14 protein-coding genes (1 of these 14 cut by a window edge) are annotated in these 16816 nt (G+C 63.0%); 7 read left to right on the plus strand and 7 right to left on the minus strand.

All coding sequences use genetic code 11. From position 1 onward, the window contains the following. The 7 genes from SLW74_RS15435 to fhuF all read left to right on the plus strand — a co-directional run. Positions 1–1704: the 3' end of a non-ribosomal peptide synthase/polyketide synthase gene (locus SLW74_RS15435; protein ID WP_410929406.1), read on the plus strand. Its footprint begins 14508 nt before the window's first position; 1704 of the gene's 16212 nt are visible here — the last part of the coding sequence; the start codon falls outside the window, past its left edge; the stop codon is at positions 1702–1704. After that, positions 1697–3127, plus strand: a complete 1431-nt coding sequence (locus SLW74_RS15440) for an aspartate aminotransferase family protein (protein WP_410929407.1) — start codon at positions 1697–1699, stop codon at positions 3125–3127. Before SLW74_RS15435 ends, SLW74_RS15440 begins: the two co-directional genes overlap by 8 nt. A gap of 176 nt (positions 3128–3303) precedes the next feature. After that, positions 3304–5502, plus strand: coding sequence for a TonB-dependent siderophore receptor (locus SLW74_RS15445; RefSeq protein WP_410929408.1), 2199 nt, complete (start codon positions 3304–3306; stop codon positions 5500–5502). A 1316-nt stretch (positions 5503–6818) separates the two neighbouring features. Beyond that, positions 6819–7019, plus strand: a complete 201-nt coding sequence (locus SLW74_RS15450; protein WP_410929409.1) for an MbtH family protein — start codon at positions 6819–6821, stop codon at positions 7017–7019. Between the two features lie 37 nt (positions 7020–7056). After that, entirely contained in the window at positions 7057–8049 is a 993-nt protein-coding gene (locus SLW74_RS15455) for a TauD/TfdA family dioxygenase (RefSeq protein WP_410929410.1), read from the plus strand. Between the two features lie 11 nt (positions 8050–8060). Continuing rightward, complete coding sequence (locus SLW74_RS15460) at positions 8061–8894, plus strand: N(5)-hydroxyornithine transformylase PvdF (RefSeq protein WP_410929411.1); 834 nt, start codon at positions 8061–8063, stop codon at positions 8892–8894. Between the two features lie 42 nt (positions 8895–8936). Beyond that, positions 8937–9650, plus strand: coding sequence for a siderophore-iron reductase FhuF (gene fhuF, locus SLW74_RS15465; protein ID WP_410929412.1), 714 nt, complete (start codon positions 8937–8939; stop codon positions 9648–9650). A 391-nt stretch (positions 9651–10041) separates the two neighbouring features. Here the strand turns inward: fhuF and SLW74_RS15470 are convergent, their stop codons facing one another. The 7 genes from SLW74_RS15470 to SLW74_RS15500 form a co-directional block, all read right to left on the minus strand. Continuing rightward, positions 10042–11274, minus strand: a complete 1233-nt coding sequence (locus SLW74_RS15470; RefSeq protein ID WP_192134203.1) for a sugar MFS transporter — start codon at positions 11272–11274, stop codon at positions 10042–10044. Positions 11275–11434: 160 nt separating this feature from the next. Next, on the minus strand, positions 11435–11812 hold the full coding sequence (locus tag SLW74_RS15475) for an L-rhamnose mutarotase (RefSeq protein WP_410929413.1): 378 nt from the start codon (positions 11810–11812) through the stop codon (positions 11435–11437). Positions 11813–11822: 10 nt separating this feature from the next. Beyond that, entirely contained in the window at positions 11823–12599 is a 777-nt protein-coding gene (locus SLW74_RS15480; RefSeq protein ID WP_410929414.1) for an SDR family oxidoreductase, read from the minus strand. Next, the gene (locus SLW74_RS15485) at positions 12596–13489 is read right to left on the minus strand and encodes an amidohydrolase family protein (RefSeq protein ID WP_410929415.1); all 894 of its coding nucleotides are present in this window, start codon (positions 13487–13489) and stop codon (positions 12596–12598) included. The genes SLW74_RS15480 and SLW74_RS15485 overlap by 4 nt, the downstream gene beginning before the upstream one ends. 51 nt (positions 13490–13540) lie before the next feature. Next, positions 13541–14818 carry an L-fuconate dehydratase gene (locus tag SLW74_RS15490; RefSeq protein WP_410929416.1) on the minus strand — a complete coding sequence of 426 codons (1278 nt, stop codon included), beginning with the start codon at positions 14816–14818 and terminating at the stop codon, positions 13541–13543. Positions 14819–15009: 191 nt separating this feature from the next. After that, positions 15010–15855 (minus strand): fumarylacetoacetate hydrolase family protein, encoded by an 846-nt coding sequence (locus SLW74_RS15495; RefSeq protein ID WP_410929417.1) that lies wholly within the window; start codon positions 15853–15855, stop codon positions 15010–15012. A 66-nt stretch (positions 15856–15921) separates the two neighbouring features. Then, positions 15922–16662: an SDR family oxidoreductase gene (locus SLW74_RS15500; RefSeq protein ID WP_065986099.1), complete on the minus strand. Its 741-nt coding sequence runs from the start codon at positions 16660–16662 to the stop codon at positions 15922–15924. Between the last annotated feature and the right edge of the window lie 154 nt (positions 16663–16816).

Consider the following 16816-nt stretch of genomic DNA (forward strand, 5'->3'; position numbering starts at 1 on the left):
CTGGTGGTCGACGGTGTGTCGTGGCGGGTGCTGCTGGAGGATCTGGCGCGGGCTTACGCCCAGGTCGCTTCGGGCAGCTCGGTCGATCTGGGGCCGAAATCCAGCAGCTTCCAACGCTGGGCGCGGCATCTGGTCGATGCGGCACAAGCGCCTGAGCGTCAAACCGAAGTGGGCCAGTGGCGGGAGCAGGTCGGCAGCACCGAGCCGGTGTGGCCGGTGGACCACCCGGAAGGCCGCGCGACGCAACAGGACCTCGAACAGTGCGAACTGCTGCTGGACGCCGGGCTGACCCGTCGTCTGCTGCGCGAAGCCCCGGCGGCACTGGCGGCGCGCACCGATGAAATCCTGCTGGCCGTGCTCGCCGAAGCGCTCAAGGACTGGAGTGGCCAGCCCGACACCCTCATCGCGCTGGAAGGCCATGGCCGCGAAGCCCTCGCCGACGGCCTGGATGTGGGCCGCACAGTGGGCTGGTTCACCAGTCTGTTCCCGCTGCGGGTGCGTGCTGCGAACGACATCCGCCAGACCCTCGCCAGCGTGCGCGAAAGCCTGCGTGGCCTGCCGGACAAGGGCGTCGGCTTCGGCCTGCTGCGCTATCTGGGCAACGATTCGGCGCGTCAGTCATTGGCCGCGCTGGCGGAACCCAAGGTGGTGTTCAACTACCTCGGTCAGTTCGATCAGGACCTGGGCGATGGCCGCTTCTCGCCGTCGAAGGTGTCGGCTGGCGCGCTGGTGGACCCGTCCACGCCGCTGAACCGCGAGCTAGAAATCAACGGTCAGGTGTTCGCCGGGCAACTGGGGCTGACTTTCCGTTTCAGCGCTCAGCGCTATCAGCGCCAGACCATCGAACGCCTGCAAACCGCCTATCGCGACGGGCTGGTGGCGTTGCTGGAAAGCCTGCCGTCGGCGCAACCGGCCGCGCCGCAATCGACTGCACCGCAAAGCCTGTCGGTCAGCCGCGACGGCGCGCCGAATCCGCTGATCCGCCTGAGCAGCGGCGCCAGTGACAAGCCGCCGGTGTTCTGCGTGCACCCGGTCAGCGGCACGGTGGTGGGTTACTACGCACTGGCCCGGCGCTTGTCTGCGCAGTGGGACGTGTGGGGCATTCAGAACCGTCAGGTGCTGGACGGTCAGTGGCGCGACAGTTCTATCGAGCAAATGGCCCGGGACTACGTCAAGGCGCTGCTCGAACAGCAGCCGTCCGGCATGTACCGGCTGATCGGCTGGTCCATGGGCGGGACCATGGTCCTGGAAATGGCGCGACTGCTGACCCGACTCGGCAAGCGCGTCGAGTTCGTCGGCCTGATCGACGGCTACGTACCGGGCGCCGGCCAGCCGCGTCCTGCCGTGCCGGAAACCCCGGTTCTCGACGCTGATGACGAGGGCCTTGAAGCTGACGCGCACTGGCAACAGTTGCTCGGCGTCGAGCGGCACATGCGCCAGTTGGCCAATCAATGCCGCCAGATCCACGCCCTCAGCGTGCCGGTCTACGCCTGGTGGGCCGAGCGCTCGCCGGAAAATAACGATAACGCACCGGCTCTTCTGGAGCAGGGCATGGGTGTTCGCTTGCAGGTTTCGGCCTGGATCGACGCCGACCACCTTTCGATCGTCCGTGATCAGCCGTTCATCACTCAGCTTGCCGAGGCCCTCGCGCAGGTCAACGAACGCCCTCATTCCTACGATTCCCAGGAGCACGAACATGCATAGCCAACACAACGTGACGCCGATTGCCGCCCGCCACAGCGAGGCGCTGCCGAGCAGCCCGGACGCCGCCGTGGCCAACGCCGACTACCGCTTTGCGCCAACCCCGCGACTGGAGCGGCAGGCCGCCGTGGAATCCAATGCGCGCAGCTACCCGCGGCGCATCCCCCTGGAACTCAAGCGCGCCCAGGGCATTCACGTGCAGGACAGCGAAGGGCGCTGGTTCATTGATTGCCTGGCCGGCGCCGGCACCCTGGCGCTGGGGCATAACCACCCCGAGGTGATCCAGGCGATGCGCGCCACCCTCGACGGCCAGCGTCCGCTGCACACCCTGGACCTGATGACCGAAGCCAAGGACGACTTCATCAACGAGCTGTTCGCCCTGCTGCCGGCGGAGTTCGCCAAGGACGCGCGCATTCAGTTTTGCGGGCCGGCCGGCACCGATGCGGTGGAAGCGGCGCTGAAACTGGTGCGCACCGCCACCGGGCGCAGCAATCTCATGGCTTACCACGGCGCCTATCACGGCATGACCCAGGGCGCGCTTGCGCTGATGGGCAATCTAGGGCCGAAGACTTATCTGGACGGCATGTCCGGCGGCGCGCAGTTCCTGCCGTTTCCCTACGACTACCGCTGCCCGTTCGGCGTCGGTGGCGAGGCCGGCGAGCGCATCGGCCTGCACTACATCGAGAACCAGCTGACCGACCCGGAAAGCGGCGTCCTGCCGCCGGCCGGGATGATTCTGGAAACCCTGCAGGGGGAGGGCGGCGTGGTGCCGACCTCGGCCAACTGGCTGCGGGAAATCCGCCGCATCACCCGCGACGCTGGCGTGCCGCTGATTCTCGACGAAATCCAGTGTGGCGTCGGCCGCACCGGCAAGCCGTTTGCCTTCGAACACGCGGGTATCGTGCCGGACGTGCTGGTGCTGTCGAAAGCCATCGGCGGCAGCCAGCCGATGGCGGTGGTCGTCTACAACAAGTCCCTGGACGTGTGGAAACCGGGCTCCCACGCCGGCACCTTCCGTGGCAATCAACTGGCGATGGTGGCCGGCTCCACCACCCTGCGCATCGTCCGCGAACAGCAACTGGACCTGCACGCCGCCGCCATGGGCGAGCGCCTGACCGGCCAACTGCGCTCGTTGCAGAAGGACTTCCCGCAGATGGGCGATGTACGCGGCATGGGCTTGATGCTCGGGGTGGAAATGGTCGATCTCGACGGCCGCCCCGACGCCCTCGGTCACTTCCCCCACAGCGGCGCGCTGGCCTCGAATGTTCAGCGTGAGTGCTTGCAACGCGGCCTGATCATCGAAGTGGGCGGGCGGCACTCGTCGGTCATCCGCTTCTTGCCGCCGCTGATCGTCACCGCCGCGCAGATCGACCAGATCGCCGACATCTTCGCCGCCGCCGTTTCAGCGGCCGTCAAACAGCGTTAAACCCTTGTTGTAACAGCGTTGAACCAGGGCGTAGGACCAGCAGTGGCCCTTCGCCCTTTTTTTACGATAAGAATGGTAATGAGAAACGTTCTTTGTTACATTTTCACGCTTTTTTGACATATGTGGTCAATTTTGGGGCCTTGCCCCGTGTGATATCAAAGGGAGGGGGAGTTCGGATGGCGAGCAATAACAAGGGTCAATTCAAGGTCAATGCCTTGGCCGCACTGGTCGCAACGGTCGGCTGCCACGGCGCGGCCTGGGCGGCGGATGCCCCGGCCAAGGCCGAGCAGGGCGCCACCATCGAGCTGCAGAATTCGGTGGTCACCGGTGAAGCACCCGAAGGGGAGCAAACCGTAGGCTATCAGGTGAAAAACAGCACGGCCGGCACCAAGACCAGCACACCGCTGTCGGAAACCCCGCGCTCGGTGTCGGTGGTCACACGCCAGCGCATTCAGGATCAGGGCTCGCAATCCCTGACCGACATCCTCGGTTACGTCCCCGGCATCTTCGCCCCGCCATTCGCCGTCGGCGACGGCCTTGCGGGCGACCTGTTCTCCATTCGCGGCTACAACGCCACCGACTACGGTTACGGCCTGCTCAAGGACGGCCTGCGTCTGCAAGGCAACCGTTACGACACCACCACCGAACCCTATGGCCTGGAACGCACTGAAGTGTTCCGCGGCCCGAGCTCGATCCTCTACGGTGAAAACGCGCCGGGCGGGCTGGTCAACCTGGTCAGCAAACGCCCGACCGAAACGCCCCAGGGCGAAGCCAAATTCACCTACGGCAGCAACAACCGCCGCCAGCTGTCCCTCGACGTGTCCGGTCCGCTGACCGACGACAACCGCATCCTCGGCCGCGTGGTCATGCTCGGCCGCAACGCCGACACCCAGGTGGATTCGGTACCGGACGACCGCATCTACATCGCGCCGTCGATGACCTTCAACTTCGACGAAGACACCGCGCTGACCCTGCTCTCGTCCTACCAGCGCGACCGCACCAAGCTGCTGCTCGGCTACCCCGCAGCGGGCACCTTGCTGAACAACGTCAACGGCAAGATCGGCAAGGACCAGTTCAACGGCAACCCGAACTGGGACGACTTCGAGCGCGAAACCTGGACCCTGGGTTACGAGTTCAAGCACCAGCTCAACGACACCTGGCAGTTCCGCCAGAACTCGCGCTTCATGGAATCGCGTCTGGACCGTCATGAGACCTGGCCAGGTGATCTTAGTAATTCTGGCTTCGGTAGCACGCTGAGCAGCCAAGCCTACGATCGCGACAACAAGTCGATCACCTACTCGCTGGACAACCAGTTCGAAGGCCACTTCACCTCCGGCGCACTGGAAAACACCGTGCTGCTGGGCGCGAGCTACGACCGCACCTCTTACAACCAAGACTGGGCGATCGGTAACGGCGGTACCTACAACGCCTTTAGTCCGGTGTTTCCGTCGGGCACTCCACGGATGCTCGTTACAGCGCAGAACTCGCAGCTGGACCAGCAGATGTACGGCGTTTACGGCCAGCTGCAGAGCAAGTACAACAACTGGATCTATCTGTTGGGCGGTCGCCAGGACTTCGTCAACAGCCAGTACCGCAACCGTGCCGGAACCGCCAGTGGCGCCGCAGACCTGGACGGCTGGGACCATCGTTTCAGCTGGCAGACCGGCTTGATGTACCAGTTCGAGAACGGGATTTCGCCGTACGTGAGTTACTCGACGGCCTTCACGCCGGTGCAGCAGTCGTCGCAACCGAACGGCGAGTTGCTGGACCCGATCCTCAGCGAGCAGTACGAGGTGGGCCTGAAGTACGAGCCGGCTGGCTGGAACACGACGTTCAGCGCGGCGGTGTTTGACCTGACCAAGACCCACGATGTGATTTCCGGTTCGAACGGATACAGCCGTCAGATCGGCAAGAGCGAGTCGAAGGGCGTGGAGCTGGAGGTCAACAGTGATGTGACCAAGAACCTGAGCCTGACGGCGTCGTACACCTACACCGATGCGCGGGTGACGAAGGACAGTCCGGGGTCGTTGTACGAGGATCATCAGTTGACCGGCATACCGCGTAATCAGGCGAGTACGTGGGCGACGTATCGCTTCCTGGATGGTCCGATGAGCGGTTTCCGTGTGGGTGGCGGGGTGCGTTATTTCGACAATACGTTCGCGTATACCAGGCCGACGTTGTACGGGAAGTTGAAGACGGGCGATGTGACGCTGGTGGATGCGTTGGTGGGGTATGACATCGATAAGCATTGGTCGGTGGATGTGAATGCGAAGAATCTGTTCGACAAGGAGTATGTGAGCGGCTGCAATAACGCGGGTCGGTGTTATTGGGGCGAAGAGCGTACGGTCCTGGGGACTGTGGCGTTCCGCTGGTAATCCGTTAGGGGACCGCCGTTAGGGGACCGATTTATTTACAGTGCTTCATCGTAAATTAATCTGTCCCCGAGGTGCGCGGTGCGGCTTATTGCGCCAGGATCAAAAGCGTCTGCCTAGGGGCAGACGTTTCGCCTTCGGCGAGTTACTTGGAAAAGCACCCCAAGTAACCAAGGGTGCTTGCTCCTGGCTAGGCCCCTCGTTCCTCGGGGTTCCTTCACTCCGGTCCCGCTCCGTGGGCCCGCTGCCATCCGCCATCCATGGCGGGGGGCAGCTCTCGCCGCATCCATGCGGCTCGGCCCACTGCGCGAGACCTCCGTTCAGCCTGCACCCAAGTCGCGATGGGTGTCGTCTGAGCTTCATGTGTATGAAGATCAAAAGCAACGGCAACGGCAACGGCTTCCCGGCTAAAGCCGGTCCTACAGTCGAGGCACCGCCAATTCCACTGGACGCCTGCGATCCCTTTGTAGGACCGGCTTCAGCCGGGAAGAGGCCAGCCCAGTCCCCAACAATTTTGCTGATAGCACCCCCTCCCTTTATCGATCGTGCCCACGCTCCGCGTGGGTATGCATCCTGTGACGCTCCGCGTCACCCCACCTAAGAAGGGACGCGGAGCGTCCTAGGCGGCATTACCACGCGGAGCGTGGGAACGATCACGACGGCAACGGCAACGGCTTCCCGGCTAAAGCCGGTCCTACGCAGGCTGTGTGAAAACCCTCCGCCAAAAATGAACTGCGCGCTCTCACGCGAATTTTGCAAATGTCCGCGTGGTATGCAGACCCAGATTTCGCGTAGGAACGCATTTTTCAGTACGTTTTTTGAGCAGTGCATTCAGGCCCGGAGTTTTCACACAGCCTTTACGGGTGCGCGCGGTCTGTTAGTAGGACCGGCTTCAGCCGGGAAGCCCTTGATCTGCTTTTGCTTTTGCTCTCGCTGTTGATCTTCTACGCGGTAGCCCAGTCACCGCCAAACGCGACTTGGGTGCAGGCTGAACGCAGACGACGCGCAGTGGGTCGAGCCGCATGGATGCGGCGAGAGCGCCGTCAGGACATGGATGTCCGTTCGGCGCGGGCCCACGGAGCGTCGTCGGAGTGAAGGAACCCCGAGGTACGAGGGGCCCAACCAGGAGCAAGCACCCTTGGTTACTTGGGGTGCTTTTCCAAGTAACTCGCCGAAGGCGAACCAGTCTTCCCCCAGGCAGACGCCCTTGATCTGCTTTCAAGTTTTTCGCAAAAAACCACTAACCATCCCGCCCCCTCGTTCGTCTTTCAGGTAAGGCGCGCTTACCTGCGCCGTTCCAACACCACGAGGGATAACACATGAGCTTCGACAGCGAAAACACACAGTTCCGGGTCGTCATCAACCACGAAGAACAGTACTCCATCTGGCCCGACTACAAAGCCATCCCGGACGGCTGGAAAAGCGTCGGCGTCGAAGGCGACAAACAGACCTGCCTCAACCACATCGAAAACGTCTGGACCGACATGCGCCCCCTCAGCCTGCGCCAGGCCATGGCCTGAACCCACCCCCTTCAGCCACATCAGGAGCGTCCCGCCCATGAACATGCGCATGCTCACCCCCGAACGCCTGCGCCTTGAAGCCGGCTTCCCCCTGCGCGTCCAGCCCGGCCAGACCGGCGTCTCCCTGGCCGCCGAAATCGACGCCCTGCGCAGCGTCGTTGACCACTCGCTTGAGCGCGACGGCGCCATCCTCTTCAGCGGCTTCACCCCCGAAGGCGTCGAAGGCTTCCAGCAGTTCGCCGCCTCCTTCGGCCACCCGCTGCTCAACTACGAATTCGGTTCCACCCCGCGCAGCCAGGTCGATGGCAAAGGCGTCTACACCTCCACCGAATACCCGGCCCACCGCTCGATCCCCCTGCACAACGAACAGGCCTACACCACCGAATGGCCCATGCGCATCTTCTTCTACTGCGCCAAAGCCGCGGTCAGCGGAGGCGAGACGCCGATTGCCGACAGCCGCCGGGTGTTCCAGCGCATCAGTCCGGCGCTGCGCAAACGCTTTGAAGAAAAGCGCCTGATGTACGTGCGCAACTACGGCAACGGTCTCGACCTAACCTGGCAACAGGTCTTCAACACCGAGCGCCACAGCGACGTCGAAGACTACTGCCGCCCCCGGGGCATCCAGTGCGACTGGAACGAGGACGGCGACCTGCGCACCCGGCAGTTGGTGCAAGGCGTCGCCCAGCATCCGCGCACCAAAGACTGGGTCTGGTTCAACCAGGCGCACCTGTTCCACCTGTCGAACCTCGACGAAGAGATGCAGGAGATCCTCCTCGACACCGTCGGCGAAGAAGGCCTGCCGCGCAACGTCTACTACGGCGACGGCAGCCCGCTGGAGGCCGACGCCCTGGCGGAAATTCGTGGCGTGCTGAGCGAATGCGAAGTGGTCTTCCCCTGGCAGACCGGCGACGTGCTGATGCTCGACAACATGCTCACGGCGCACTCGCGCAAGCCGTTCAGCGGCGAACGCAAAGTCGTGGTCGCCATGGCCGAAGGCGTCAGCGGCAACACCCTGCACACCCTTTCCTGAGTCCGATATTCATGCAGAAAACCAAGCTTGTTTACGTCTGGTCGTTGCGTAACGCCGCGGCGGACAAGGCCGGTCAATACGTCGATTACCACGGCGAGCAGCGTTACATGACCTCGCCACTGGAGTACCTGGTCAAGGCGCTCAACGACACCGCCCTCGGCGATCACTACTCGCTGGAAGCGATCATCTACGACGAGAATCCTGAGTCCGCGCGGGACCGCGAGAGCATCAAGGACTACGGGTTCAAGCCGGGGCAGGGCGCCCACTGGTTCTACCCGGCGGGCCTGACGGTGCAGGGGCGCAAGGTCGATGACCTGCTGGAAAACGTGCCGTCGAGCTATCGCGCCTTGCCCCTCGACGACAGCGCGCGGCCGGCCGGCAAGTCGGATTTCGAGCGACGTCTCGGCGAGCGACTGCACGCGCTGGGCGCCGACGTCGTGGTCCTCGACGGGTTGCTGGTGATCCTCGACGAACTGGTGCGCGAAGGCGCTGATTTCCATCGCCGCATCTTCAACGTGCACCCGGGCATCACGCGGCTGGAGTCACCGTACGAACGGCGCGGAGCCTATGCCACCCTCGACGCGCTGTACGGCGCCCGGGGCAAGAAAGTGGTCGACTGGACCACGCGGGAGATGGTCGACACGCCGGTGGTGAACATGACCGGCGCGTCGTTCCATTACGTCGACACCGGTATCGATTCCGGTGAAGTGGTGTTCGACGTGCTCGACACGCCGATCGCGCCCGACGACACCATCCTCGAACTGCGCTGGAACAACTTCAACAACAGCCTGTTTCCCGCGCTGGAGCAGGGGTTGTGGGTGTTGGCGCGGCAGCAGTCCCATTGACCGCTTCACGATGAACAGGCGGCCAGCACAGCGAATCGCCCCATGATTCCTGCGCTGACGCCGCTGTTTATCGCTGACTTCGAGCACTATCGCGACGTCCTCGTGCTGCCGGACGACCCCCGCGTCGGCGTGCCTTTACGCACCTTTCTCGGCGGCGATTACCTGAACGATGTCCTGACGCGATTCGGTACTGCCTATCCCGAGAGCGACCCGCGCGGGCTGGCGTCGATCTGGAGCAAGTTCTACTTCGTGAAGCTGATTCCGCCGGTGGTGGCGGCTTCGCTGATTCTCGACCAGCGCCTGCCGCTGCACCTCGATCATCTGCAGCTGATTCTCGACGATGATTGCCTGCCTGTCGCCTTCAAGCTGCCTGACGCGGGACAGCGCTGGACGCCCGGTCCGGCCGATGCTTTCGAGCGTTTCGATGAGTTGCTCGACCATAACCTCAGGCCGTTCATTCAAGCCTTGGCCGGCCACGTCCGCCTGTCCCCCAAGGTCCTGTGGAGCAACGCCGGCAACTATTTCGAGTGGCTGTTGGGCGTGCTGGCAAACGCAATGCCCCATGCCGATCTCAGCCATGGTCACCAGTTGCTCAACGCCCACTACCTGCCAGACGGACGCCGCAACCCGCTTTGCCAGCCGGTGCGTTATCTCAAGGCCGACGGCCACGACGAACCCAACCGACAACGCCGTGTGTGCTGCATTCGCTATCGAGTTAAAGGCCTCGATTACTGCAGCAACTGCCCGCTGTCCTGACTGACCGCGCACACCGATTGGGGCTGGCTGAAACCTGACAGTAGGACCGGCTTCAGCCGGGAAAGCACCAGGCGTCACACTGTAAGCATGAGGGTGATACCACTGGCCTCTTCCCGGCTAAAGCCGGTCCCACAAAGGCATCGCGTGCAGCCAATGGCACTGGGTGAAACCGCGATTTCTGATCGTTCCTACGCTCCGCGTGGTAATGCAGAGCCCGACGCTCTGCGTCGATGAAACAACGCACATTCCGGCTTTTTGCGCGAAGCGACGCGGAGCGTCGCGGGATGCATACCCACGCAGAGCGTGGGCACGATCATCACTGGCTGGAACGCGGATGTGTAGGACCGGCTTCAGCCGGGAAGGCGTCAGTCCTCACACCACAAAACCGAGATCACGCCTCCCGCCCGCGTAACCCGCTACGCCCATAAAACGCCACCACCACAAAACACCCCAGCGGCAGCAGGTACGCCAGCGCCGTGGAGAAGTGGTCCGCCACCAGCCCCATGAAATACGGCATCAGCGCGCCGCCCACGATGGCCATGATCAGGAAGGAGCTGCCGCGTTTGGTGTGGGGGCCGAGGTTTTTCACGCCCATGGCGAAGATGGTCGGGAACATGATCGACATGAAGAAGAACACCGCCACCAGCGCCACCACGGACACGCTTTCCACGCCGCTGACCACCACCGCGCACAGCGCGACGTTGATCCACGCGTAGACCATCAGCAGCCTTTGCGCCGGGATACGCCCCATCAGCCAGGTGCTGAAGAAACGTCCGCACATGAAGCAGATCATCGCCACCGACAGCAGGTATGCGGCACTCTGGCTGGTCATGCTCGCCCAGTGCTCGGTGACGTAGTTGATGAAGAACGCGCCGACGCCGACTTGCGCCGCCACGTAGAAGAACTGCGTGACCACGCCACCGACGAATTCGCGGTGCTGCCAGAGGGTTTTGCTGTCCTGACGCTGGATGCTCGATTCCTGTTCGCGCAGATCGGGCATCGGCGTGCGGGCGAACAGCGCCGCCACCAGCAGGACGATGACCGCGATGACCACGTAGGTGGTTTGCAGCGAACTGTTGTCACTGCCGGCGTTGCTGCCGCCGAAGAACAGCGCGCCACCCAGCAGCGGCCCGACGAACTGGCCAAGGCCGTTGAACGATTGCGCCAGATTGAGCCGACGTTCAGCACCTTTCGCATCGCCCAGCACCGTCGCATAGGGATTGGCCGCCGTCTCCAGACAACCCAGGCCCAGGGCGATGACGAACAGCGCGAACAGGAAGAACGGGAAGCTCGCCGCATTGGCCGCCGGCATGAACAGCAACGCGCCCGCAGCGTACAGGCACAGACCCAGCAGGATCCCGGCCTTGTAGCCGAAGCGGTCCATCAAAAAGCCGGCGGGCAGGGCGATGATGAAATACGCGCCGAAGTACGCGGCCTGTAACAGTCCGGACTGGGCCTTGCTGACGTGCAGGGTTTCCTGAAAATGCTTGTTCAGCACATCAAGCAGGCCATACGACAGGCCCCAGAGAAAAAACAGGCTGGTCACCAGCATCAACGCCATCCGCACCGACGGCTCAGCGTGCCGATACACCCCAGTCTGTACTTTGCTGTGTTTGGTCAACATAACGCTCTCCTTTTTTGTTGTTGTTCAAGCGTGCCTGTGGAAGTGAGGTTGCTCACGAAGAGGCCGGTACATCCACGAGTTTTCCAGCGTTTGAAACTCAGCTTTCGCGAGCAAGCTCGCTCCCACCAGAGACCCATTCAGCAGCCGGCGCAGAGGGGTGTCAGGGCTCATGAAGTCTTTTCAATTGCTCATCCAGACTGAAAATCTGCGCCATGGGCTGCCATTTATTCCCCGGCTCGGTCCACGGCGTCGGCGTCTGAAACCGCCACATCAGCGCTTCCCATTCCTGCACTTTGGGATGGGCCGCCGACGCCTGCTCCATCGCGTCGGTACTGAAGCCCGGCGCTGTGTCCATGATCATGAACAGCCGCGTGCCCAGTCGCCAGATCTGCATGTCCAGCACACCCTGGCCGCGAAGATGCTCGGCGATTTCCGGCCAGATGCGCCGATGCAACTGCTCATACTCGGCAATCAACGCCTCGTCATCGGCAAGGTCCAGGGCCAGACAAAAACGCTGCGCAACCAGCCCAGTATTCATGTCAGCGCGCTCATGTCAGTGCCCGGTCAAGGTGCGTATAGCCGCCGTCCACCACCAGCCATTGCCCGGTGGTGTGTGACGCTCGCGGGGACAGCAGAAACAGCACGCTGTCGGCGATCTCGGTCGGCGTGGTCATGCGCTGGCCCAAGGGGATTTTCTCGACGATCTTCGCCAGCTTCCCGTCAGGGTCGTCAAAGCTGGCAATCCAGCGCTCGTACAGCGGCGTCATCACTTCGGCCGGGATCACCGCGTTCACCCTCACGCCATCGCTCAGCAACGACGCCGCCCATTCCCGTGTCAGGGACAGTTGCGCGCCTTTCGAGGCGGTATAACCGCTGGTGCCGCCCTGGCCGGTGAGGGCGGTTTTCGAGCCGATGTTGACGATGGCGCCCTTGCTGGCCTTCAGCGCGTCAACGCACAAATGCGCCATGACGTAGTAGTGAATGAGGTTCTTCTCCAGCGACTCGATGAACGCGCTGCGACCGGCCTCCAGCCCGACGTTGTCATTGACACCGGCGTTGTTGACCAGCCCGTCGATGTGACCAAAGCGTTCCAGCACCTGGCTCACCGCCGCCGCACATTCGGCCTCATCGCGCAGCTCGACCTGGACGAACAGGGTTTGCGGCTGGCGTCTGTCCAGTTCTGCCGCGAGTTCGGCGGGCAGCGGTTGATTGGCGAAGATCAGCGGGATCGCGCCTTCTTCGGCCAGCCCCAGCGAGATGGCTGCGCCAATCCCCGAGCCGCCGCCGGTGACGATGATGATTTTGTCGTGCAGGTGCAGATTCATGGGCAGTTTCCTTGCAGGCCATAAAGGCGAATGGCGGTGCCGCCGCGCAGCGCATGTTGCTCATCGACAGAAAGCCTACTGATGGCGGTTTCGAACAACTGGTGGACATCGCTGTAACGGCCGGCGAGCTGGCAGACCGGCCAGTCTGAACCGAACATCAACCGTTGCGGCCCGAACAGCTCCAGCGCCAGATAGAAGTAAGGCAGCAGCTCCCCCGGTCGCCAGTGCTGCCAGTCGGCCTCGGTAATCAGCCCGGAGAGCTTGCAGGCGACGTGGGGCAGGGCGGCCAGCGGGGCGAGGCGGTCGGCCCAGTCGATGGGGTCTTCCCGGGACAGGTCCGGTTTGCCGAGGTGATCGAGGATCAGGTGATGCCGGTCGTGGCGTTGGCAGAAGTCGGTAGCGGCGTGCAGGTCTTTGTCTTTTATCAGCACGTCGTACGCCAGCCCGTGGCGTTGCAACAGCTGAATGCCACGGGCGAACGCAGGGTCCTGGAGGAACAGCGACGGCGCCGGTTCGTCCTGGATCAGATGACGGAGGCCGACCAGTTTTTGCGCGCCTTTATGAGAGTCGCCCCAGCGTGAGAGTTGCGCCTCTAGGTCATCCGCCCGCAGATCCGCCCAGCCGACCACGCCAAAGATCCACGGGTAAGTGGCGGCGTGGCTGAGCAGCGCGTCGGTCTCGCTGACGCTGTGCCGCGCCTGCACCGCGATGCAGCCGTCGATACCGTGCTCATCGAGCAGAGGTTTCAAATCCCCCGGCAGGAAATCCCGTTGCAACGCAGCATGGCGCTGGTCGATCCAGGGGTAATCCCGGGCGTCGTAGGTCCAGAAATGCTGATGGGCATCCACCCGCAAGGGCGCTGCCGGAATGCTTGAGTGTCGGGACGACATTGTTGTTGTACTCCGTCCGTTTCATGCCTGGGCAAAGCTCTGGCGGGGTCCTCAGCCTTTGTACGCGTACTGCTCCCGCGAAGCGGTTTTCATCTGAATCGAAAACCCCGGTGCGGCCGGCGGCAGATACGCGGCGTCACGAATCACGCAGGGGTCTTCAAAGTGCTCATGCAGGTGATCGACATACTCCACCACCCGACCTTCATGGGTCCCGGCGATGCACAGGAAATCGATCATCGACAGGTGCTGCACGTACTCGCACAGCCCGACGCCACCGGCATGGGGGCAGACCGGCAGCTGGTATTTGGCGGCCATCAACATCACCGCCAGCACCTCGTTGACCCCGCCGAGCCGGCAGGCGTCGATCTGCACCACGTCGATGGCGCCGCGCATGATCAGTTGCTTGAAGACGATGCGGTTCTGGCACATCTCGCCGGTCGCCACCTTCACCGGGTGGACGCCAAGACGAATCGTGCGATGGCCCTCGACGTCGTCGGGGCTGGTCGGTTCTTCGATGAACCAGGGCTTGGCGAACGCCAGCTCGCGGACCCAGTCGATGGCCTCTTTGACCTCCCAGACCTGATTGGCGTCGATCATCAGATGGCGATCCGGCCCCAGCACTTCCCGGGCGATGCGCACCCGACGAATGTCGTCCTGCAGGTCGCGGCCCACTTTCAGCTTGATGTGAGAAAAGCCGCCATCGACCGCTTCCTGACACAGCCGGCGCAGCTTGTCGTCGGGGTAGCCCAGCCAGCCCGCCGACGTGGTGTAGCAGGGGTAACCGTCGGCCAGCAGCGTTCGCAGCCGTTGCGCCTTGCCCTCGGCGCGCTCGGTCAGCAGGGTCAGGGCTTCGTCCGGGGTGAGGCAGTCGGTGATGTAGCGAAAATCGATGCAGCGCACCAGTTGCGCCGGGGTCATTTCCGCCACCAGTTGCCACACCGGCTTGCCCTCGGATTTGGCCCACAGGTCCCAGGTGGCGTTGACCACGGCGCCCGTCGCCAGGTGAATCGCGCCCTTGTCCGGGCCGATCCAGCGCAACTGGCTGTCGCTGGTGACGTGGCGCCAGAAACGGCCCATGTCTTCGGTGATCCATTCCAGCGTCAAGCCGACCATCACGCCGGCCAGTGCGTTGATCGCTGTGCAGCAAATCTCGTTGCCACGGCCGATGGTGAAGGTCAGGCCGTGGCCCTGCAGGGTGGGGTGATCGGTTTCGAGAATGACGTAGGCCGCCGAGTAATCGGGGTCCGGGTTCATCGCGTCGGAGCCGTCGAGCAATTGCGACGTGGGGAAACGGATGTCTTCAACGCGCAAGGCGGTGATGGTGGCCATGGCGGGTCCCTTTGGCATTGTTATGGGCAGCGCGGCGTATTGGGAAAACTGAGGAAACCACTGATCTCAAGTGCATGCAGAACCTGTGGGAGCGAGCTTGCTCGCGAAGCCTTTACTCCTGATGAATAGGCAGGGAATGCACTGGCCTCTTCGCGAGCAAGCTCGCTCCCACAGGAATGGTGTTTGCTGCCTCAGGCGTCGACCGTCAGCTGCTGCTGCTCACCCAACCCTTCAATCCCCAGACGCATGGTCTGGCCGGCGCGCAGGAACACCGGTTCCGGCTTGATGCCCAGGCCCACGCCCGGCGGTGTGCCGGTTGAAATCACGTCGCCCGGTTGCAGGCTCATGAACTGGCTCAGGTAGCTCACCAGCTTGGGAATCTGGAAAATCATCGTGCGCGTATTGCCGTTCTGGTAGCGCTTGCCGTCGACTTCCAGCCACAGGTTGAGCTGATGGGGGTCGGCGATTTCATCGCGGGTCACCAGCCATGGGCCGATCGGGCCGAAGGTGTCGCAACCCTTGCCCTTGTCCCAGGTGCCGCCGCGCTCGAGCTGGTATTCACGCTCGGACACGTCGTTGATCACGCAATAACCCGCCACGTGTTCCAGCGCATCGGCCTCGTCGATGTAGCGACCACCCTTGCCGATGACCACGCCCAGCTCGACCTCCCAGTCGGTCTTCTTCGAGTTGCGCGGGATTTCCACGTTGTCGTTGGGGCCGACGATGGCGCTGGTCCACTTGTTGAAAATAATCGGCTCTTTCGGAATGTCGGCGCCGGTTTCAGCGGCGTGGTCGGCGTAGTTGAGGCCGATGCAGATGAACTTGCCGATCTTGCCCACGCACGGACCGAGGCGCGGAGTGCCCTCGACCAGCGGCAGGCTGTTGATGTCCTGGGACTGCAAGTGCGCGATGCTTTCCGGGCTCAGGGCGGTGCCCGACAGGTCGCCGATGAGATCGGTCAGATCGCGAATGCGGCCGTTGCTGTCCAGCAGGCCAGGGCGTTCTTGACCGGGTTCGCCGTAACGCAGCAATTTCATGGGGAGTCCTCTAAATGGTGATTGATCAGAAATCGGTTTAACGAATACGCGGGATTGGCGGCGGGCTCAATTGCTCCAGCCGCCGTCGATGATTTGCGCAGTGCCGGTGGTAAAGCCGCTGGCGGACGACCCGAGGTACAGCGCCAGTTGGGCAATTTCTTCGGGCGTACCCAGGCGTCCCATGGGTTGGCGGGCTTCGAACGCGGCGTACACCTCGGACTCGTCACGATGCTCCCGCGCCGCCTGATCGGCCACCCGCTGACGCAGGGAAGGGGATTCCACGGTGCCGGGGCAAATGCAGTTGCAGCGGATGTTCTGGCCGACGAAATCAGCAGCGACCGAACGGGTGATGCCGATCACGGCGGCCTTGCTCGCACAGTAGGCGAAGCGGTTGGGCACGCCCTTGATGGCCGAGGCGACCGACGACATATTGATGATCGAGCCGCCACCGTTGGCCAGCATTGCCGGCAGAAACGCGCGGATCATCTTGTACATCGCGGTGACGTTGAGGTCGAAGGCGAAGCGCCAGTCGTCTTCGGAGCATTCGAGGATGTTGCCGCTGTGCACCACGCCTGCGCAGTTGAACAGTACGTCCAGCGCGCCCACTTCGGCGGCCAGCCGTTCGATGGCGGCGTGGTCGGTGACGTCGAGCACGCGCTTGTGCACGCCTTGGAGGTGGTCCAGCGCTGCACCGTTGATGTCGATGGCGAAGACTTCTGCGCCGGCCTTCAGGTAGGCCTCGACGCTGGCTTGACCGATGCCCTGGGCGGCGGCCGTGATGAGCACTCGCTTACCGGTGAGGTCCATGTTGATCCCTTGTTTTTATTGTTGAGACGACCTGCCTGGCTATCAAGCGGTTCAGGTCTGCTGACCGGGCCACGGAGGCCGCATTCAAGCGAAGACGACGCACGCTAACCCCATCGGGTTTTGCTATGCTCCGCTCACTGCAGTGCTCCAATGG

This window comes from Pseudomonas sp. W5-36, from assembly GCF_046540455.1.
GTDB lineage: Bacteria > Pseudomonadota > Gammaproteobacteria > Pseudomonadales > Pseudomonadaceae > Aquipseudomonas > Aquipseudomonas graminis_B.